Origin of the sequence: Methylobacterium sp. SD274, from assembly GCF_017355285.1 — a bacterium.
In the GTDB taxonomy this organism is placed as follows: Bacteria; Pseudomonadota; Alphaproteobacteria; order Rhizobiales; family Beijerinckiaceae; genus Methylobacterium.
This window is the reverse complement of sequence record NZ_JADIJP010000002.1, coordinates 58,628-77,113: the sequence shown is the minus strand read 5'-3', so window position 1 is coordinate 77,113 and position 18,486 is coordinate 58,628. Positions and strand designations below refer to the sequence as shown.

Genomic DNA, 18,486 nt, shown 5'->3' with positions numbered 1-18,486 from the left:
GCGGCCAGCGGAGCGAGCAATGGATTTCGGGATCGAGGGACGGGTCGCCGTCGTCACCGGGGGCGATTCTGGCATCGGCTACGCCACGGCCGAACTGCTCCTGAAGGAGGGCGCAAAGGTCATCCTCAGCGACAAGGTCCCTGAGGCTTTGGAAAAGGCGGCCGCATAGCTTTCCGGTCTTGGTGCCGTGGTGCCAGTGATGGCCGACCTCACACAGCGTACCGATGTCGAAGCGCTGGCGATCAAGGCGCGCGAGGCCTTCGGTGCGGCCCCGACCATCCTGGTGAATACCGCCGGTATCACCGGGGCTACGGGCGACTTCCTGGACCTGACCGACGAGGATTGGCTGGAGACGATCCAGACCGACCTGATGGCGGCGGTGCGGGTAACACGCGCTTTCATCCCCGGCATGCGCGAGGCCGGGTGGGGGCGGATCGTCCTGTTCGCTTCCGAAGACGCGGTGCAGCCCTATGTCGAGGAACTGCCCTATTGCGCGGCGAAGGCCGGAATCCTCAGCCTCGCCAAGGGTCTCTCCAAGGCCTATGGGCCGGATGGCGTCCTGGTGAACACCGTCTCCCCCGCCTTCATCGCCACACCGATGACCGACGCTATGATGAAGAAGCGCGCCGAGGAGAAGGGGACCTCCTTCGATGTGGCGATCGCGAGCTTCCTCGACGAGGAGCGCCCCGGCATGGTGGCCAAGCGCCGGGGACGGGCGGAGGAAGTAGCGTCGACCGTGGCGTTCCTCTGCTCCGAACAAGCGAGCTTCGTCACCGGCGCCAATCTGCGCGTCGATGGCGGATCAGTGGCGACGATCTCGACCTGAGAAGGGTTCAGCCGCGCGGCGGGAGGATCGTGGCGCGGCGGGCCTCGAGGGTCTGCCACAGGATCAGGGAGGGCAGGCCGAGCACCACGTCCGGCACGCGCTTGGCAAGCGACAGGGCGATGGCGGTGCCGGGGTCGATGCCGAACAGGCCGCCAACCAGAACGAACCCGCCTTCCTGAACCCCTAATCCGCTGGGCACCGGGAAGGCCGCCGATTTGATGGCCTGGCTCAAGGCCTCGATGATGATGACTTCGGCGAGGCCCACGCCCTCCACGCCCATACAGGTCAGCGCGATCCAGATCTCAGTGGCACCGAGCATCCAGGCGAGGAGGTGCAGGACGACGCCTTGGAACAGCAGGAGCCAGCGCTTCGGGGCCCAGACCGTATCGAGAGCGCCATGCACGCCCGCATCGGCAGGCACCGAGCCGGGGACGGCCTCTTCCTGGTCGCGCAGGAAGCGACGGGCGAGCTCGGCGATGCGGCGCTCGACACCCCAGATGAGCGGACTGCGCTGAAAGACGAAGAAGGCGGTGAGCACGATGGCGGTGACGCCGAGCGCCCGCAGGGCCCAAGCCGCGAGGGATGCGGCGGACTCGCCTTCCATCTGCATCAGTAACGCGACGCCGATGAGCACGAAGAGGGCCTGCGTGCCGACCTGGATCAGCATGTCCACCAGGATCGAGGCGGCGGCGAGTTTGCCCGGGACCCCCCAGAAGGTGAGGAGACGCCCGCCGACCACGTCCCCCCCGACGGAGGCCACAGGAAGGAGCACGTTGATCCCGTCCCGCACGAAACGGAGGATGAGGAACGCTCCCGCCTCGGCGGTGGCCGCGAGCCGGTGCAGCACCCGCTCCCAGGCGAGACCGCAGAGCGACAGGATGACGACGCGCATCAGCACGATGCCGGCGAGCCCGACGATCCCGATCCGCCCGAAGGCATCCGTCACCGAGGCGATATCGTGGGTCGCCACCAGCCAGATCGCCAGGACGAGGCCGAGTACCGTCCCCAGGACGGGCAGGTATCGCAGGACGTGCCTCACGGCGCCCGTACGGGCGGGAGGAGGTGCCACGACCCGGCGCGTCACCGGTACAACCCTGTGGAATGGACGAGCGCCAAGGGCGACGATCCTCTTCTGCTCGGCGGGCACCGCATCCGGCGCAAAGCCTGCCACCCAAATTGATCCCGGATCCGCCCTAAAGCGGCATTGGGGCCGAAATCGGAGATCGCTTCATTCGGACCGGCGGGCGGGCGGATAGACCGTATCGAGGGCCTGCTCGGCATTACCCTCGGGATCAATCAGCACGATGCGGTTGCGCGAGAGGCTGAAGGAGGTCGCCACCGCCACGAACCGCTTCGGGCAGGGGCCGAGGCAGCCCGTGGACACCACGCGGGTCATCCCGCCGAGGCCGCGCCTTTTCGCCTCCCGCTTGAGCCGCCCCCGGATCTCGTCCTTCTTCAGGCCGACGCGCTTGGTGCATTTCGCGCAGACCAGGACAATGTCGGAATAACCCGACTTCGCCGTCCGCACGGTTGTGTCCTTGTCGTGCTTTGCCAAATCCGGGTGCCCGTTCCACATCCGGCGCGCCGAGGGGAGTGGGCGCCGCCGCCGCCACACCTAACCATGGGGGGGAGGGGCGGCAACGGGGCGTGTCGCCTCGCCGGCTCCGCGCCGTTCAGCCGTAGGCCGCCACGGCCCGGACACTGCCGGGCTCGGCGACGCTGATGCCGGCATCGACATATTCATTGAGTTTGTTGCGCAGGGTGCGGATCGAGATGCCGAGAATCTTGGCGGCATGGGTGCGGTTGCCGAGGCAATGGTCGAGCGTGTCGAGGATCAGCTCGCATTCCACCTGAGCCACCGTCCGCCCCACGAGGCCACGGGTGGCGGCCTCGGCGACCTGGGCGGCGCGTTCCACCGGCCCGGCAGAACGGGCGAAGGATTCGCCCTCCGGGGTAGAGATCGCGTCGGCGTCGATCTCCGGGCCCGTCGCCAGCAGGACCGCCCTGTGGAGGGTGTTCTCGAGTTCGCGAACGTTCCCGCGCCACGGATTCTCACGAATGATCGCCTGCGCCTCGCGGCTCAGGACACGGACCGGCACGCCGTTCACCTCGGCGTATTTCTTGGCGAAGTGGGAGGCCAGCTCGAGGATGTCGGCCGGGCGCTCGCGCAGCGGCGGCAGGCGCAGGTGCACGACGTTGAGGCGGTAGAACAGATCCTCGCGGAACGTGCCCTTGCGGACCTCGTCGATGAGGTTGCGGTTGGAGGTGGCGAGCACCCGGATATCGACCTTCACGGGGGCCGTGCCGCCGACCCGATCGATCACCCGCTCCTGCAGCGCGCGCAGCAGTTTCGATTGCAGGCGGACATCCATCTCGGAGATTTCGTCGAGCAGCAGCGTGCCGCCATTGGCTTCCTCGAACCGGCCGATCCGGCGGGCGACGGCGCCGGTGAAGGCGCCCTTCTCGTGGCCGAACAGTTCGGATTCGAGCAGAGCTTCCGGGATCGCGGCGCAGTTGACCGAGACGAAGGGCCGGCTCGAACGGGTCGACTTCATATGGACGTGCCGGGCGAGCACCTCCTTGCCGGTGCCGCTCTCGCCGGTGATCAGCACCGAGGCTTCCGACCGCGCGACCTGCTCGGCGAGCTTCACCACCCGCTCCATGGAGGCGTCGCGCCAGACGAAGGCGCGTCCGTCCTCGGAGACCGCCTGCAGCACGGCGGCGATCAATTCCGGATCGGGCGGCAGGGGGATGTATTCGCGGGCACCCGCCTGGATCGCGGCCACGGCCGCCTTGGCATCGGTGGCGACGCCGCAGGCGACCACCGGGGTGCGGATGCGCTCGTCGGCGAGCGCGGTCACGAGTTCGCGGATCGGCTGGCCCACATCGATCATGACGAGGTCGGCGCCCTTGGCGCGCAGCACGGCGAGACCCTGCGCCACCCCGTCCGCATGGGTCACGGCCGCGCCGCGACTCATGGCGATCTTCGAGGCGGTGACGAGTTCGCCGCTCAAGCGTCCGATGATGAGGAGCCGCATGGTCTAGTATCCTGTGTCGGTGGAGCCTCGCGCAGCAGCGCGGCGGGCGGGATCAGTGGTCACTCTTGATGATCTCGGTCATCGTCACGCCGAGGCGCTCCTCTACGAGGACGACCTCCCCGCGCGCGACGAGGCGGTTGTTGACGAAGATGTCGATGGCCTCGCCGACCTTGCGGTCGAGTTCCAGCACCGCGCCGGGCTGCAGCCGCAGCAGGTCGCCGATGGGCATGCGGGACGACCCCAGCACGGCGGAGACCATGACCGGGACATCGAAGACCTGTTCGAGATCGGCGGCGCTCTTCGGGGTGGTGGGCGCCTCACGAATCGATTCGGAGCCGAGCCCGTCGAAGGACGCGTCGCCGCCATTGAGAAGCGGCAGGCTGAAATCGTCGGCCATCAGGATCTTTCAAAGTCGCGCGTTACAGGGGGGGTCGTCGACGGATCAGGATTCGAGAGGATGGCCGATGGCTTCGAGCACGGCGGCCTCGATACGGGCACGGTCACGCACCACCCCGCCATCGGCCCATTCCATGCGGGCATCGCCGGGGGCGAGGTCGGGCTCCCCGAGGACGATCAGACGCCCTTCGAAGCCGCGCTCGCGGGCGAGGCTCTTCACCAGCGCCTCGACTTCGTCCACCAGTCTGTCGTTCACGCGCACGACGAGATGCGGCACGCCGCGCAGGTGCTGCAGGGCGGCCCGCGCCGCGTCGCCGATCGCCGCCAGCGGATGGGCATCGAGGGCATCGCCGGCGATACGACGCGCCAGGGATACGGCGAAGGCCATGGCCTCCTCCTCGCGGGCCGCGTCCCGCGAATCCGCCTGGCCGATGAGGCCGGCGGCGGCGAGGCCGACGCGGGTGAGGGCATCCGCCATGCGAGCCTGGGCCTGGGCCTCGGCCTGGGCGCGCCCTTCCTGGACACCCCTCGCATGGGCCTGCGCCACGGCCTCGGCCAGGGCCGCCGCCTCCTTCGGCGAGACAGTCGCGCCCTCGCGCGGCCGGAAATCGGTGTCGAACAGGAACCGGCGGGCGTTCAATAGACCAGCTCCTCTTCGCCACTGGACTTGGCGATCATGATCTCACCCTTCTCGGCCAGTTCCTTGGCGAGCTCGGTCATCTTGGCTTGCGCCTCATCGACGTCCTTGAGCCGAATCGGCCCCAGCGAGCCCATCTCGTCGTTGATGTTCTTGGCCGCGCGGGTGGACATGTTCTTGAGGAAGAAGTTGCGCACGCGCTCGTCGGCGCCCTTGAGCGCGCGGCACAGGGTATCGGTGTCGACCTTGCGCAACAGCGTCTGCACGCTGCCCGCATCGAGCTTCAGGAGATCCTCGAAGGTGAACATGAGCTGGCGGATCTTCTTGGCCGAGCCGCGATTGGCCTGGTCCAGGGCCGCGAGGAACCGACCCTCGGTCTGGCGGTCGAAAGCGTTGAACACGTCCGCCATCAGTTCATGGGCGTCGCGCCGCGTGGTCTGCGCGATGGTCGAGACGAACTCGACGCGCAACGTCTCCTCGATATGGCGCAGGGCTTCCTTCTGCACGGTCTCCATCCGCAGCATGCGGTTGAGGACGTCGATGGCGAAATCCTCGGGCAGGATCGTCAGGACCTTGGCGGCGTAATCCGGCCGCACCTTCGACAGCACGACGGACACCGTCTGCGGGTATTCGTTACGCAGGAACGAGGCGAGGATCTCGGGGTCGATCTGCGTCAGGCTCGCCCAGACCCGCTTGCCCGAAGCGCCCTTGATCTCCGCCATGATCGCCGAGACCTGCTCGGTGGGAAAGATCTTGAGAAGCAGCGATTCGGTGCGCTCATAGTTCGAGGTGATGCCGCCGCCCGAGGAGAGCCGCGAGACGAAATCCACGATCAGCCTCTCGACGGTCTCCGCCTCCAATGATCCGAGCTGGACCATGGCGTGCGAGACCATCTTGACCTCTTCCTCGTCGAGCATCTGCCAAATCGGCGCGCCCTCCGTCTCGCCGAGGAGCAGGAGGAGAGCAGCCGCGCGCTGGGCACCGGTCATGGCGTTCAAGCCCGCCTTGCCGAGTTCCTGATCCGGGATGACGCTCAACCCCGAGGACATGCCTCACTCCTCTTCACCGTTGTGGCTGCCGTTTCGAAGACCATCGCCCACCCGCTCAACTGTCGTGGATCCAGTTGCGCAGGACCTCTACCGTCTCGCTCGGACTGCCGCGGACCATGTCCACCACCCGTTGGACGGTCTCCGCCTGGACCTTGCCGTTCAGCTGCGCGAAGTCGACGAGGCGGGCGGTGGGGTTGTCGCGTGCCACCAGGACCTGGTCGGGGCCCGGCTCGCCGCCGGCCAGTGCCGGACCCGCCATCAGGATGGCCTGGGCGGGCTCCGAGGCGAGGACGCGGCGTAGAAGGGGACGGACCACGGCCATGAGGACGATCACGGTCAGGATCAGAAGCACGGAGAGTTCGACCATCCGCATGACGTCTTCCTTGGACGGCGCCAGGAACGATTGGATCAGCGACGGCTCGGTGAACTCGACGGGAGCGGGCGTCTCGGCGAAACGCAGGTTGACCACCTCGACCTGGTCACCCCGGTCCTTGTCGTATCCGATAGCGGTGCGGACCAGGGTGGCGATCCGCTCGATGTCGTTGGCGGGGCGCGGCTGATAGACAGGCCGGCCATCGGCCCCCGGCACGTAGGCGCCGTCGACGAGGACCGCCACGGACAGGCGCTTCAGACGTCCGCCTTCCTCGACCACCGTCTTGGTGACGCGGGAGATCTCGTAATTCGTGGTCTCCTCGTCCTTCTTCGTGGAATCCTTCGAGTTGGGATTCGGTGTCGGCTGGTTGGCGCCCGGCAATTCGTTGCCGACCGTCACGGCGCCCTCTGTCCCACCGGTGAGCGCGCTTTCGCTGCGGGTCTGGGTCGAACGGATGACTTTGCTCTCTGGATCGAAGGTCTCCGAACGGCTCTCTATGCGGTTCCGGTCGAGCTCCGCGGTGACCTGCACCCGCGAGCGACCCGTGCCGACGATACCGGCCACGATCTCTTCGATCTGGGACCGCAGACGGCGCTCGAGGCCGACCTGCTTCTCCTCCATGCCGGCGCCGGTCTCGGCCTCAGCACCCCGTGCCCCGTCCGCCAGCAGGCGACCGCGCTCGTCGACGATGGAGATCCGCTCCGGCTTCAGGCCTTCCACCGCCGAGGCGGCGAGGTGACGGATGGCACGGACCTGGGACGGGTCCATGTCGCCGACGAGCTTGAGCACGATGGCGGCGCTCGGCAATTCGCGGTCGCGCTCGAACAGGCGGCGCTCCGGTATGACGAGGTGCACGCGCGCCGCCTGGACCCGGCCGATGGCCCGGATCGAGCGTGCGAGCTCGCCCTCGAGCGCGCGCAAATGATTGACGTTCTGAACGAAATTGGTCGACGAGAACGCATCGCCCTTGTCAAAGATCTCGTAGCCGACGCCGGAGGCGCTGGGCAGACCCTTGCCGGCGAGGTCCATCCGCAGGCGCGGCAGGTCGGCCCGAGGCGCCATGATGGTCTGGCCGGCATCGCCCCGTGTTTCGTATTTGATGCCGCGCGCATCGAGGTCGCGGATCACGGCGCCCGAATCCTGCATCGACAGGTCGGCGAAGAGGACACCCATATCGGGCTTCGAGACGCGCAGGATGACGAAGGCGAAGAAGCCGATCAACGTCAGCGTCACGGCCGCCATGGCCGCGAGCCGTGCCGGTCCCAACTTCGTCACCAGTTCGAGAACCGACTTCACGACGCGACGTACCCACCCGAACCGGAGCGACGGAAGGGCCGCGCTCACTCGGCAAAATTTGCCCAGGCCGTGGTTAGCGTTCGGTTAACGATTGTCTTAACGAATGAAAAAGGGTGTGGCTCGGTCCTGCCGCGGCGATGCCCATAACGAAAGAACCGCGCCCTTGAGAGGGCGCGGTTCTTTCGTGGATCGACGATGGTCCGAGGCATTGTCTCGGCATCCGGAACGGACGCCGAACTCCATTGACCTCAGTGGCGGTAATGCTGGATGCGGGTTGTGCGCAATCCGGCGAGACCGTGCTGGTCGATGGAGAACTGCCAGCTCAGGAATTCCTCGGTGGTGAGGGTATAGCGCTGGCAGGCTTCCTCGAGACTGAGAAGTCCGCCACGTACGGCTGCGACGACTTCCGCCTTCCGGCGGATAACCCACCGTCTGGTCGTGGTCGGCGGAAGATCGGCAATGGTCAACGGACTGCCATCTGGCCCGATGACGTATTTGACTCTCGGGCGGCTTGGTTCGGTCATGATACGCTCTACAACTCGACTGACCTGTCGAGCCAGGAAGGTACTTGCGCCCGCTTAAGATATGTTGAAGCGGATCGATTGCATCTGATTCGTTTTTTCCACGATCATGTGGACAACCCGGCTCCGATGTTCTGAACGCTCGATATCGGCAGCCGCGAATTGCCAATCAGCAGCACCGGTTCTGTACCGGTGAGATCGACGCCATCGACTTTTCCGGCGACCTGCGTATCGACGCTAACCTGTGCACCAGTGGCGTCGAAGGCATCGATCTTGATCGAGTAGCTGCCGTTGGCGGAGGTGAAACCCGAGGTGGATCGCCCGTCCCAGGCGAAGGTCTGCGCACCCGCGGTCAGGGCCTTCGACTGTGTCGCCACCACGTTGCCCTTGGCATCGCTGATCGTCATCGTCGCCTGTTTGGCGGCCCGCGCCGGGGTCAGCGTCCAGACCGCCGAACCGTCCTTCAGGTTGGCGACCCGCCCGTCCGCCGTCACGCTCTGACCGATGAAACCGGTCGCTGCGGCGGCGCTGGACGCCTTCGCATTGTTGAGGATCGAGTCCAACCGGTCGTTCGACTTCAGCTGTTGCTCGACGCCGGCATATTGCACGAGCTGCTGCGTGAACTGGTTGGTGTCCAGCGGGTCCATCGGATTCTGGTTCTTCAGCTGTGTCGTCAGCAGGGTCAGGAACTGCTGGAAATTACCGGCGATCTCCTGCGAAGCGCCGGTGGCGGTATTCGGGTTCGTGATGGAGGAGCTGCTCGAAGCTCCGGTGATGCCCGATGTCATGGCAGTGTCCTCAGATTCGGATGTCGAGACCGCCGAGACCGCGCAGCATTCGCAGCGGCACGGCGTCGTTGGGAAGGCGTTGTTCTTTCAGGTCGGAGCCGCCGTTGCCGGAACGGCCGTCACGGCTGCCCCCGCCATCCCGCTCGGCGCCGTTGCCCCCGGTAGAGCCGGTGTCGCTGCGCAGGGACAGGTTGATGCCGACATCCCCTGAGTCGAAACCGGCCTGTGACAGGGCCTGTTGCAGGTTGCCGACATCGCGTTGCAGCAGGGCCAGGGTCTCCGGCCGATAGACCGTGAGATGCGCAGTGACCGTGCCGTTGTCCTTGTCGATGTCGAGATTCACGTCGATCCGTCCGAGATCCTTGGGATCGAGGCTGATTTCGAAACGGTTGGACCCGGCCAACGACCGCAGCCCGATGGTCATCGCCACCGCGCCGAGGGGGACCGGCGCAGCCTGGGCCTGGGGGAGGAGGCTGGCGGGTTCTGGTGCGGGCGCGGGAAGCGGGGCCGCCGGCGCTGGGCCGAACGGCGTGGCTGGGGCTGAAGCGAGATCGCCGGAGGCCATTGCCGAACCGGAAGCGAACTCATCGAAAGCCTTGACCGATATGGTCTCGCGCTCGGAGGAGGCCGAGCGGTCGGTTCCGAGCGCGGCGAGGGCGGCAGGGCGACCGTCGGCGGCTTTCGCAGCGCCTATGCCGTGTAAAACGATTTCCCCGGTGTTCGGAGGGGGCGCGGCACCGGCCTGTGTCGCCATCGCGGGGGCGTTCGCCGCGGGCGGAAGCGCGACGGATTCGGGCGGAGCGAAGGCGAGAGTCATCATGCCGGTCGCATCGGGCACCATACCGTCCGCTGGGACCGCCACGTCCTCGCTCGGCTCTTCCGCCGTCGTGACCGGGTTGGCCTCCGCAGCCTCGGAAACGATGGCCTGAATCGGAGCGGTCGCGGCCGCCTGTACCATTGTCAAGGAAGGCAAGGTCGAGGAAGGCAAGGCACTTCCGGTCTGAACCCGGGAGGCGGACAGACGACCGTTTCCCGCAATGGGCAGCAAGGCTTGACCCGACGGAACGTCCGAGAACTGCCCCTGCCGAGCCTGCACGGGCAAAGATCCGGCGCCGTCGATGATCGGCAAGCCTGCCTTGCCGCCTTGCTGCGGCATTTGAGCTGGCTTGGCGACAACATTGGTCTGCTGCTCGCTCAGCCACGGGAAACCGCCGAGGCCGGTCTCGCTCGGCGGCGTCGCCAGATCCTCGTCCTCTCGGGCTCGCGGCAGTCCTGTCTCGGCCGCATCCGCCATCTGTCCTGCGGCACTGTCTGTCGAAGGCGGTGACGACGGGATCGTAGCCTTTGCCGACCGGACCAGATCCGAGATCGGCAGGGCGGATTGCGCGATCGCCGAACCCAGCGACGCCGAAGCGACAGGTTTGGCTGCTCCACCGTCGCGGGTCGCCGCCTTCGGCTCTGCCGCTCCGCGTAAGACCGGTATCGCGGACGGGGCGGGTCCTTCCACGGGAATGCTAAAGCGTTCGAGGCCATCCGAAGCGGTCGAATGAAGCGCGGCGGGACGCGCGGCGACCGCGCTCGCCAACCGCACGCCCTTTTCTCCGCTGATCGACGTGGTAGCCATGGGGCGTCATCTCCTCGCCCCCACCGCGCAAACTTCGAGCCACGATTCACACACCACAACCCGTTGTTCTAACAACCAAATTTTTTCCCGCTTTTGAATCTTACCGACGCGACCCGGCGAAATCGTCCCCGTCCCGGCAGGATTTGCCGGGTTCGGTGCTCCGGTATGCGAGCCCTGCCTCGCGCGTGCCTGGAAGTTCGACCTCAAGATCGCTATAGACTCCGCATATGCGGGCGCTGCGGCCTGCCGGCGAACCCGTGACGTGATGAACTCCCTCGACCTCCCCAAGGCCCCGCACGAGACACGTGTCGTCGTCGCCATGTCCGGCGGCGTGGATTCCTCCGTGGTGGCAGGCCTGCTCAGCCAACAGGGCTACGATGTCGTTGGGATCACGCTGCAGCTCTACGACCATGGGGCGGCGGTCCATCGCAAGGGTGCCTGCTGCGCGGGCCAGGACATCCACGATGCGCGCCGGGTCGCCGAGACGCTCGGCATCCCGCACTACGTCCTCGATTACGAGGACCGCTTCCGGGAATCGGTGATCGACCGTTTCGCCGAAAGCTATCTGGCTGGCGAGACGCCGATCCCCTGCGTCGAGTGCAACCGCTCGATCAAGTTCCGCGATCTTCTGGCCACCGCCCGCGACCTCGATGCCGACGTGCTGGCGACCGGCCATTACGTGGCCAGTCGCCCCCTCGAAGCCGGCGGGCGCGGCCTCTACCGCGCCCTGGATCCGGCCCGCGACCAGAGCTACTTCCTTTACGCCACCACAGCCGAGCAGCTCGATTTCCTGCGTTTCCCCCTGGGCGAACTGCCGAAGGACGAGACCCGTCGCCTCGCCCGCGAACTCGGCCTCGCCATTGCCGAGAAGGCCGACAGCCAGGACATCTGCTTCGTTCCGCAGGGTCGCTATGCCGACGTCATCGCCAAGCTGCGGCCGGATGCGGCGCGCGCCGGTGACATCGTCGATCTCGAAGGCCGTGTGCTCGGCCAGCATGACGGCATCATCCATTACACGATCGGGCAGCGGAAGGGCCTTCGCCTCGCTGTCGGAGAGCCGCTCTACGTGATCCGCCTGGAGCCGGGTTCCGCCCGCGTGGTGGTGGGTCCGCGTTCCGCCCTGGCCACCAGCCGCATCCGGCTCGACGACTTGAACTGGCTCGGCGGCATGCCCCCCGGCGGGGTCGTCGACATGCCGGTGGCCGTGCGGGTCCGCTCGACCCGGGAGCCACGCGCCGCGCATCTGACGGTCGATCGGGACGGGGCGGCTGCCGAGGTCGTCCTGGCCACACCGGAAGACGGCGTCTCTCCGGGCCAGGCCTGCGTCATTTATGCCGATGACGGCCCACGCTCACGTGTGCTCGGCGGCGGCACCATTCGTCGCATCGACGCGTTGGCAGCCGGAGCGGCGCAAGCCGCCTGACGCCGACCCGCAGACCCGAGCCAAAACCTTCCCATCCGCAGGATCTAGAGACGATATGCTGAGCGAGCCGCAGGCCGGTCCGAGCACGGCCCTGATGCGCAAGGCCTATGCCCGTTGGGCACCGGTCTACGACGTCGTCTACGACAAGCTGACCGAGCCTGCCGCGCGCGATGCAGTGATGGCCGCCACCGCCTGCGGGCCGCGCATCCTGGAGGCCGGCGTCGGCACCGGCTTATCGCTCGGCTATTATCCGGCGGGCAGTTTCGTCTGCGGCGTCGATCTCTCCGAAGACATGCTGAAGCGCGCCCGCGCCAAGGTACTCCGCCGCCGGCTCACCCATGTCCGCGGTCTTCAAGTGATGGATGTGTGCCGTCTCGGCTATGCCGATGCCAGCTTCGATGCCGTGGTCGCGCAGTTCCTGATCACCCTGGTGCCCGACCCGGAGGCCGCCTTGTCGGAATTCCTCCGGGTGGTGCGGCCGGGCGGAGAGATCGTGCTCGCCAACCATTTCGGCCAGACCAAGGGGGCCGTGGCGAAGGTGGAGGAGATCGTGGCGCCGCTCTGCACCAAGATCGGCTGGTCCTCGGCGTTCAAATCGACCCGGATCGAGGCCTGGGCTCAGCGCAACGGCGTCGAGTTCATCGGCGTCTCACCGACCTTTCCCGGTGGATTCTTCAAGATCCTGAGGATGCGGAAGGCCGGCTGATCCGGCGCGGCGAAGCGGGGAAATGACACGCAACTCGAGCGGCGCGCTCCGACGCGCCATGCGGTGGCTGCCCGTCCTCGCCCTGGTGGCCCTGTCGCTGGGTGTGCTCGTCTCCGGAGCGCCGCATCTCTTCAGCCTGGACCGCCTGCTGTCCTATCGCGCAGCGCTCATGGAGGCGGTGGCCGAGGACCGGTTGCGGTCCATCGGGATCGCCTGCCTCGTCTATATCGGCTGCGTGATCGTGTCCGTGCCGGCCTCGCTGGTGCTGACCATCCTGTCGGGCTTTCTATTCGGGACGACCACCGGGGCGGGGATCGCTCTCGTCTCGGCGACGACCGGGGCGGCCATCGTCTTCTCCATCGGCCGTGGTCCGATGTCCGAGTTTCTCGTCACCCGCGCCGGACCGCGCCTCGGACGTCTGGCCGCCGGATTTCGCGACGACGCGTTCGGCTACATCCTCGTCCTGCGGCTCCTGCCGATCTTTCCGTTCTGGATGACCAACCTCGCCCCGGCGGCCTTTGGCGTATCCCTACGCACCTTCGTGCTCGCCACGTTTCTCGGCCTGGCCCCCGGCGCCTTCGTCTATGCGGCGGCCGGAGCGGCGATCGAGGACGTCATCGCGGCCAACGAAGCCGCCAAGGCGGCGTGCCTGGAGAGCGGCGCCGCCGCGTGCGACGAGGCCCTGTCCCTGCGGTCGCTGGTGACCGTCAAGACAGCCGCGGGCCTCGGCGGGATCGCCGCTTTCGCGCTCCTCTCCATCGCGTTGAGACGCCGCTTCGCCCGCAGACGCGCGGGTCCGTCCTAGCCCCTCACACCAGATCCCCATTGCGGGGTACTCGACGGGGCCGCGCGCGAAGCGTAACCGTCACGCAAACAACAAGATCGACATGTGTCGTTCGACGCCGAGGGAACGGAGTGTCGGTGTTGGCCCGGTGCCGCGCCGGAGCAACCGGGACGAGCAAAGAACCCCGGGAGCAGGGATGATCGGGACCCCGTGATGGACGCGACGCCACGCGCCGACATGGAAACACCTGTCCCCGTCGCAGCGGAGGCTCGGGCGGGGATCGGCCGACATCTCGGCCTGTCGGGCCGGCTGTTCCTCGTGACCATCGCCTTCGTCGCCCTCGTCGAAATCCTGATCTACGTGCCCACCGTCGCGAATTACCGGCGCATGTGGCTGTCGGACCGGATCGCCGCCGCGCAGATCGCCGCTCTCGTCCTCGATGCCTCGCCGGATCAGCATGTCTCGGATGAACTGGCCCGGCATCTTCTGAAGGGTGTCGGTGCCAGTGCCATCGCGGTTCGTGGCGACGGGACACGCCGCCTGCTCGCGGTGGACGCCGTGCCGTCGGAGGTCACCGGCCATGTCGACCTGCGCTCGCATGACTGGATCACCTCCATCGGGGGGGCATGGCGGACCGTCTTCTCCGAGAATCAGGGTCCGATCCGGGTCATTGGCCATGGGCGGGACGGATTCGACCTCGTGGAGATCCTGCTCGACGAAGCGCCCCTGCGCGAGGCGCTGATCGACTTCGCCGATCGTCTGCTGCTCTCGTCGCTGGCGATCGCCGCCACGGTGGCCGGCCTCGTCTTCCTGATGCTGCAGCGGATCATCGTTCGCCCGGTTCGGCGCCTCGCCCGCAACATCACGGAATTCGCGGACGATCCCCAGGGGAGCGACCGCATCATCACGCCCTCGCGCAGGACCGACGAGATCGGCCACGCTGAGGTGGCCCTCGCCCGTATGGAGACGGCGCTCGCGGGCGAGCTACGCCAGAAGCGCCGCCTCGCCGAGCTTGGCCTGTCGGTGAGCAAGATCAACCACGAGCTGCGCAACCTCCTCACCACCGCCCAGCTGCTCGGAGACCGTCTCGAGGCGGTGTCCGACCCGGCGGTGGAGCGTATCGCCCCCCGCCTCCTCGCCACGCTCGGCCGGGCGATCCGTTTCTGCGAGGAGACCTTGGCCTATGGTCGGGCGACCGAGGCAATGCCGCAGCGGCGCACAATCCAGCTCGCACCGCTGCTGGCCGAACTGTCCGATCTGGCGAGGCTCGACGACGCGTCACGCGTGACGATCCGCGTCGTCTGCGAGCCGGATATCGAGGTGGAGATCGATCCGGACCAGTTCTCGCGCGCGCTCACCAACATCGTGCGCAACGCCGTGCAGGCCATGGGCGCCGAGAAAGCCGGAGCGCCCGATCCGGTCATCGAGATCGAGGCCAGCCGCCACGGTAAGCCGGGTTCGGGAAACCTGACCGTTGTCGTCTCGGATAACGGACCCGGGCTTCCCGAACGGGCGCGAGCGAACCTGTTCGCGCCCTTCGAGGGGTCGATGCGCGCGGGGGGGACGGGGCTCGGCCTGCCGATCGCCGCCGAGTTGATCCAGCTTCAGGGCGGGCGTCTCACCCTCGATCAGACGCAGGAAGGCGAGGGCGCCCGCTTCCGGATCGTGATCCCGGACCGCGCGCCAATTTCGCTCTGAGCTTATTCCGCCGCCGCCAGGGTCAGGCCCGGCACGGTGATGCCGATGTCGCGAAGCAGTTCCGCATCGGCGTCGGTCTCGTTATTGGCCGTGGTGAGAAGACGCTCACCGTAGAAGATCGAGTTCGCGCCGGCGAGGAAGCATAGGATCTGCGCTTCTCGGGTGAGCCCCTTGCGGCCGGCGCTGAGACGCACACGCGCCTTCGGCATGACGATGCGGGCGGTGGCGCACATCCGGACGAGATCGAGCGGGTCCACGGGCGGACGGTCCTCGAGAGGTGTCCCCTCGACGGCCACCAGGGCGTTGATCGGAACGCTCTCGGGATGGGGGGCGTGGTTGGCGAGCACTTGGAGCATCGCCGCGCGGTCCTTCACGCCCTCGCCCATGCCGACGATGCCGCCGCAGCAGACGCCGATCCCGGCATCGCGCACGTTCTGAAGGGTGTTGAGGCGATCCTCGTAGGTCCGCGTCGAGATGATGTCGCCGTAGAAATCCGGGCCGGTATCGAGGTTGTGGTTGTAGGAGGTCAGCCCGGCCTCGGCGAGGCGCCCGGCCTGGGACGGGGTGAGCATGCCGAGCGTGACGCAGGCTTCCATTCCGAGGCCGCGGACACCGCGCACCATGGAGAGGACCGCATCGAATTCCGGCCCGTCCTTGGGCTGGCGCCAGGCGGCACCCATGCAGAAACGATGGGCCCCGGCGGCTTTCGCGGCGGCGGCCTCCTTCAGCACCTTGTCCACCGCCATCAGGCGCTCACGCGGCAGGCCGGTGCCCTTGTGATGCGCCGATTGTGGGCAATAGGCGCAATCCTCCGGACAGGCGCCGGTCTTGATCGACAGCAGGGCGGCGCGCTGGATATCGGCCGGGTCGTTATGCGCGCGGTGGACCTGTGCCGCCCGGAACACGAGGTCGAGGAGCGGCAGGTCGTGGATCGTCTGGATCTCCGCCACGGTCCAATCGTGCCGGATCGCAGGGATCTCGGTGGCGGGGAAGGGGGCGAGGGGGGCCACGGTGTCAGTCATGGCCCCATGAGGCGAATCTTCGCCGGAAAATCAAGCCGGGCCGGCCGCATGCCCCGGTGCATTTGGCTTCAGGCCGGCCAGGATAGCCCCCTCACGCCGTCTTGCCGCGCAACCCCGACAGGCCCGACCAGAGGGGGGCGATGAGGTAACTGGTAATCGGAATCAGCGCAGCCCCGACCACCAGACCGACGATGCCGGAGCCGATGGCGGTGACGATCCATTCGACGATGGCCCCAACCGGCGGCACCATCTTCGCGCTGCCAGCAGCGGCTTCGTGGATCACGTGGGCGACCTGGGGCAGGCCGTAACCTTCGAGACCATGGACGAGGATGCCGCCGCCGACCCAGATCATCGCGGCTGTGCCGATGATGGCCAGAAGCTGCAGGAAGACCGGCATGCCCTTGACCAGGGCACGGCCGAAGCCGCGGATCGCGCTGCCGAACACGGACGTCGAATTGTTCTTCGCCATCGCGACCCCGGCATCGTCCGCCTTCACGATGAGCGCCACGCCGCCATAGACAAAGACCGTGATGCCGATGGCGACGACCGCGAGCACGATCGCCTTCGTCCAGATGCTGCCTTCGGGAAGGGAGGCCAGGGAGATCGCCATGATCTCGGCCGACAGGATGAAATCCGTCTTGATCGCGCTGGAGACCTTGCGCGCTTCCAGAGCCGCGCCGTCGCCGGCATCGGCGTCGAGCTTGGCCTCATGCGCATGCGCCTTGTGCGGGAACAGCGCCTCGTAGACCTTCTCGGTGCCCTCGTAGCAGAGGTAGGCCCCGCCGAGCATCAGCAGCGGGGTGATGGCCCAAGGGGCGAAGGCCTGCAGCAGCAGGGCCGCCGGCAGCAGGAACAGCATCTTGTTGCGCAGCGAACCGATGGCGATCTTGCCCACGATCGGCAATTCGCGCTCGGCCGCGAAGCCCACGACGTAGCGCGGCGTCACGGCGGCGTCGTCGATGACGACCCCCGCCGCCTTCGCACCGGCCTTGGCGGCTTGCCCGGCGACGTCGTCGAGGGAAGCGGCCGCGACTTTGGCGAGCCCCGCGATGTCGTCGAGGAGGGCGATCAGTCCGATGCTCAAGATTAGGTCCTTCCAACTGCCATGGGCCGGGCCGCGCGACGCAGGTTACCGGCCAAGCTGCCTCTAGCAGAGGAGACGAGCGAGCGGGGATTTCGATCCCCGCCCCGTTTCAATGAGTCGGTTCGCCGGCCGCGACCTTCGCGGTCCAATCGTCGAAGGCGACGATTTCCTGCCGCTGCTCACCGAGGCCGGTGACGCCGAGGGTCATCACGTCCCCGCTCTTGAGGAAACGCGGAGGCTTGCGCGCCATGCCGACGCCAGGGGGTGTTCCCGTGGTGATCACGTCGCCCGGCTCCAGCATCATGAAATGCGAGAGATAGGCGACGATCTGGGCGACGTCGAAGATCATCCTCGAGGTCGACCCCGTCTGCATCCGCTCGCCATTCACGTCGAGCCAGATGTCGAGGGCCGCCGGGTCGGGGATCTCGTCCAGCGTCACCAGCCAGGGCCCGAGGGGGCCGAAAGTCGGGCAGCCCTTGCCCTTGCTCCATGTCCCGCCGCGATCGAACTGGTACTCCCGCTCGGAGACGTCGTTGCAGAGGCAGAGGCCGGCCACATAGGACAAAGCCTCGTTGGCATGGACGTAGGATGCACGTGCGCCGATGACGATGGCGAGCTCCGCCTCCCAATCCGTCTTGGCCGACCCTTTCGGCAGAATGACCCGGTCGTTGGGACCGGAGATGCAGGACGGCGCCTTGTTGAAGACGATCGGCTCGGCCGGGATATCCGCGCCGATCTCCGCCGCGTGATCGGTATAGTTCAGCCCGATGGCGATGAAGTTGCGCGTTCCGCCGACACAAGGACCGAGGCGTGTCTCCGGCGACAGGAGCGGCAAGGTTTCGGGATCGACGGACCGCAGCCGCTCCAGCGACGTCGTCGCGAGGGCGGAACCGGAAATATCGCGCAGGACACCGGACAGATCCCGCAATCCGCCCTGAGCATCGATCAGACCCGGCTTCTCGTCGCCCACATCACCATGACGCACCAGCTTCATCGGCTCTCACTCCCCTTCGATCGATGGACTGGCACTGAGATCGGTTCCACCACCGTCCCTGGCAAGGTGTAGAGGCCGGACAGGCGCATGTTGCATAATTCATACACCGCTCGGGAAACCCGCCAGAATACGCATTTTCTTGCATGAACGCCGATACGTAAATCCGACAGTTTAGATGTGAACCATCTACCGCGATGCTTTTCGGTGACACAGGCCGATGATGTCAT

The 18,486-nt window shown here is 67.0% G+C and carries 17 protein-coding genes and 1 pseudogene; 5 read left to right on the top strand and 13 right to left on the bottom strand.

What is annotated here, in order from left to right; genetic code table 11:
• Positions 1-19 precede the first annotated feature (19 nt).
• Positions 20-826 (top strand): annotated as a pseudogene (locus tag IPV08_RS02105) (SDR family oxidoreductase).
• Positions 827-833: 7 nt separating this feature from the next.
• Here IPV08_RS02105 and IPV08_RS02100 read toward each other — a convergent pair.
• From IPV08_RS02100 to IPV08_RS02055, 10 genes are all read right to left on the bottom strand, one after another.
• Positions 834-1,910 carry a lysylphosphatidylglycerol synthase domain-containing protein gene (locus IPV08_RS02100; RefSeq protein ID WP_207410762.1) on the bottom strand — a complete coding sequence of 359 codons (1,077 nt, stop codon included), beginning with the start codon at positions 1,908-1,910 and terminating at the stop codon, positions 834-836.
• Positions 1,911-2,054: 144 nt separating this feature from the next.
• Complete coding sequence (locus tag IPV08_RS02095) at positions 2,055-2,354, bottom strand: (2Fe-2S) ferredoxin domain-containing protein (RefSeq protein ID WP_244478134.1); 300 nt, start codon at positions 2,352-2,354, stop codon at positions 2,055-2,057.
• A 145-nt stretch (positions 2,355-2,499) separates the two neighbouring features.
• The gene (locus tag IPV08_RS02090; RefSeq protein ID WP_056423778.1) at positions 2,500-3,864 is read right to left on the bottom strand and encodes a sigma-54 dependent transcriptional regulator; all 1,365 of its coding nucleotides are present in this window, start codon (positions 3,862-3,864) and stop codon (positions 2,500-2,502) included.
• Between the two features lie 52 nt (positions 3,865-3,916).
• Positions 3,917-4,261, bottom strand: coding sequence for a flagellar motor switch protein FliN (gene fliN / locus IPV08_RS02085; protein WP_056423780.1), 345 nt, complete (start codon positions 4,259-4,261; stop codon positions 3,917-3,919).
• Between the two features lie 45 nt (positions 4,262-4,306).
• Positions 4,307-4,900: a FliH/SctL family protein gene (locus IPV08_RS02080; protein ID WP_056423783.1), complete on the bottom strand. Its 594-nt coding sequence runs from the start codon at positions 4,898-4,900 to the stop codon at positions 4,307-4,309.
• Positions 4,897-5,946 (bottom strand): flagellar motor switch protein FliG, encoded by a 1,050-nt coding sequence (gene fliG, locus IPV08_RS02075; protein WP_056423785.1) that lies wholly within the window; start codon positions 5,944-5,946, stop codon positions 4,897-4,899. Before fliG ends, IPV08_RS02080 begins: the two co-directional genes overlap by 4 nt.
• 55 nt (positions 5,947-6,001) lie before the next feature.
• Positions 6,002-7,615, bottom strand: a complete 1,614-nt coding sequence (gene fliF, locus IPV08_RS02070) for a flagellar basal-body MS-ring/collar protein FliF (RefSeq protein WP_056424440.1) — start codon at positions 7,613-7,615, stop codon at positions 6,002-6,004.
• A gap of 248 nt (positions 7,616-7,863) precedes the next feature.
• Complete coding sequence (locus IPV08_RS02065; protein WP_018044452.1) at positions 7,864-8,139, bottom strand: DUF1153 domain-containing protein; 276 nt, start codon at positions 8,137-8,139, stop codon at positions 7,864-7,866.
• Between the two features lie 104 nt (positions 8,140-8,243).
• A complete protein-coding gene (locus IPV08_RS02060; protein WP_207410511.1) occupies positions 8,244-8,924 on the bottom strand; it encodes a flagellar hook capping FlgD N-terminal domain-containing protein in 681 nt (226 codons plus the stop codon).
• Between the two features lie 10 nt (positions 8,925-8,934).
• A complete protein-coding gene (locus tag IPV08_RS02055; RefSeq protein WP_246747740.1) occupies positions 8,935-10,548 on the bottom strand; it encodes a flagellar hook-length control protein FliK in 1,614 nt (537 codons plus the stop codon).
• A 265-nt stretch (positions 10,549-10,813) separates the two neighbouring features.
• Between IPV08_RS02055 and mnmA the strand changes: the two genes are divergently transcribed.
• From mnmA to IPV08_RS02035, 4 genes are all read left to right on the top strand, one after another.
• Positions 10,814-11,971: a tRNA 2-thiouridine(34) synthase MnmA gene (gene mnmA / locus IPV08_RS02050; protein ID WP_207410508.1), complete on the top strand. Its 1,158-nt coding sequence runs from the start codon at positions 10,814-10,816 to the stop codon at positions 11,969-11,971.
• A gap of 55 nt (positions 11,972-12,026) precedes the next feature.
• Positions 12,027-12,677: a class I SAM-dependent methyltransferase gene (locus IPV08_RS02045; RefSeq protein WP_207410505.1), complete on the top strand. Its 651-nt coding sequence runs from the start codon at positions 12,027-12,029 to the stop codon at positions 12,675-12,677.
• A 22-nt stretch (positions 12,678-12,699) separates the two neighbouring features.
• Complete coding sequence (locus IPV08_RS02040; RefSeq protein WP_207410502.1) at positions 12,700-13,482, top strand: VTT domain-containing protein; 783 nt, start codon at positions 12,700-12,702, stop codon at positions 13,480-13,482.
• Between the two features lie 216 nt (positions 13,483-13,698).
• Positions 13,699-15,159 carry a HAMP domain-containing sensor histidine kinase gene (locus IPV08_RS02035; RefSeq protein ID WP_246747755.1) on the top strand — a complete coding sequence of 487 codons (1,461 nt, stop codon included), beginning with the start codon at positions 13,699-13,701 and terminating at the stop codon, positions 15,157-15,159.
• A 2-nt stretch (positions 15,160-15,161) separates the two neighbouring features.
• Here IPV08_RS02035 and bioB read toward each other — a convergent pair whose 3' ends face one another.
• The 3 genes from bioB to IPV08_RS02020 all read right to left on the bottom strand — a co-directional run bounded on the left by bioB (position 15,162) and on the right by IPV08_RS02020 (position 18,259).
• Positions 15,162-16,181 (bottom strand): biotin synthase BioB, encoded by a 1,020-nt coding sequence (bioB, locus tag IPV08_RS02030; protein WP_056423798.1) that lies wholly within the window; start codon positions 16,179-16,181, stop codon positions 15,162-15,164.
• A 91-nt stretch (positions 16,182-16,272) separates the two neighbouring features.
• A complete protein-coding gene (locus tag IPV08_RS02025) occupies positions 16,273-17,265 on the bottom strand; it encodes a DUF808 domain-containing protein (protein WP_207410498.1) in 993 nt (330 codons plus the stop codon).
• Between the two features lie 109 nt (positions 17,266-17,374).
• Positions 17,375-18,259 (bottom strand): fumarylacetoacetate hydrolase family protein, encoded by an 885-nt coding sequence (locus IPV08_RS02020; RefSeq protein ID WP_207410496.1) that lies wholly within the window; start codon positions 18,257-18,259, stop codon positions 17,375-17,377.
• Positions 18,260-18,486: the final 227 nt, after the last annotated feature.

Excerpts from the sequence above, each read along its gene's own strand:
- fliN (WP_056423780.1), bottom strand. The coding sequence starts at position 4,261 with ATGGCCGACGATTTCAGCCTGCCGCTTCTCAATGGCGGCGACGCGTCC.
- IPV08_RS02060 (WP_207410511.1), bottom strand. The coding sequence starts at position 8,924 with ATGACATCGGGCATCACCGGAGCTTCGAGCAGCTCCTCCATCACGAAC.
- IPV08_RS02055 (WP_246747740.1), bottom strand. The coding sequence starts at position 10,548 with ATGGCTACCACGTCGATCAGCGGAGAAAAGGGCGTGCGGTTGGCGAGC.
- IPV08_RS02090 (WP_056423778.1), bottom strand. The coding sequence starts at position 3,864 with ATGCGGCTCCTCATCATCGGACGCTTGAGCGGCGAACTCGTCACCGCC.
- bioB (WP_056423798.1), bottom strand. The coding sequence starts at position 16,181 with ATGACTGACACCGTGGCCCCCCTCGCCCCCTTCCCCGCCACCGAGATC.
- IPV08_RS02035 (WP_246747755.1), top strand. The coding sequence starts at position 13,699 with ATGGAAACACCTGTCCCCGTCGCAGCGGAGGCTCGGGCGGGGATCGGC.
- fliG (WP_056423785.1), bottom strand. The coding sequence starts at position 5,946 with ATGTCCTCGGGGTTGAGCGTCATCCCGGATCAGGAACTCGGCAAGGCG.
- IPV08_RS02045 (WP_207410505.1), top strand. The coding sequence starts at position 12,027 with ATGCTGAGCGAGCCGCAGGCCGGTCCGAGCACGGCCCTGATGCGCAAG.
- IPV08_RS02040 (WP_207410502.1), top strand. The coding sequence starts at position 12,700 with ATGACACGCAACTCGAGCGGCGCGCTCCGACGCGCCATGCGGTGGCTG.
- IPV08_RS02065 (WP_018044452.1), bottom strand. The coding sequence starts at position 8,139 with ATGACCGAACCAAGCCGCCCGAGAGTCAAATACGTCATCGGGCCAGAT.
- mnmA (WP_207410508.1), top strand. The coding sequence starts at position 10,814 with ATGAACTCCCTCGACCTCCCCAAGGCCCCGCACGAGACACGTGTCGTC.
- IPV08_RS02020 (WP_207410496.1), bottom strand. The coding sequence starts at position 18,259 with ATGAAGCTGGTGCGTCATGGTGATGTGGGCGACGAGAAGCCGGGTCTG.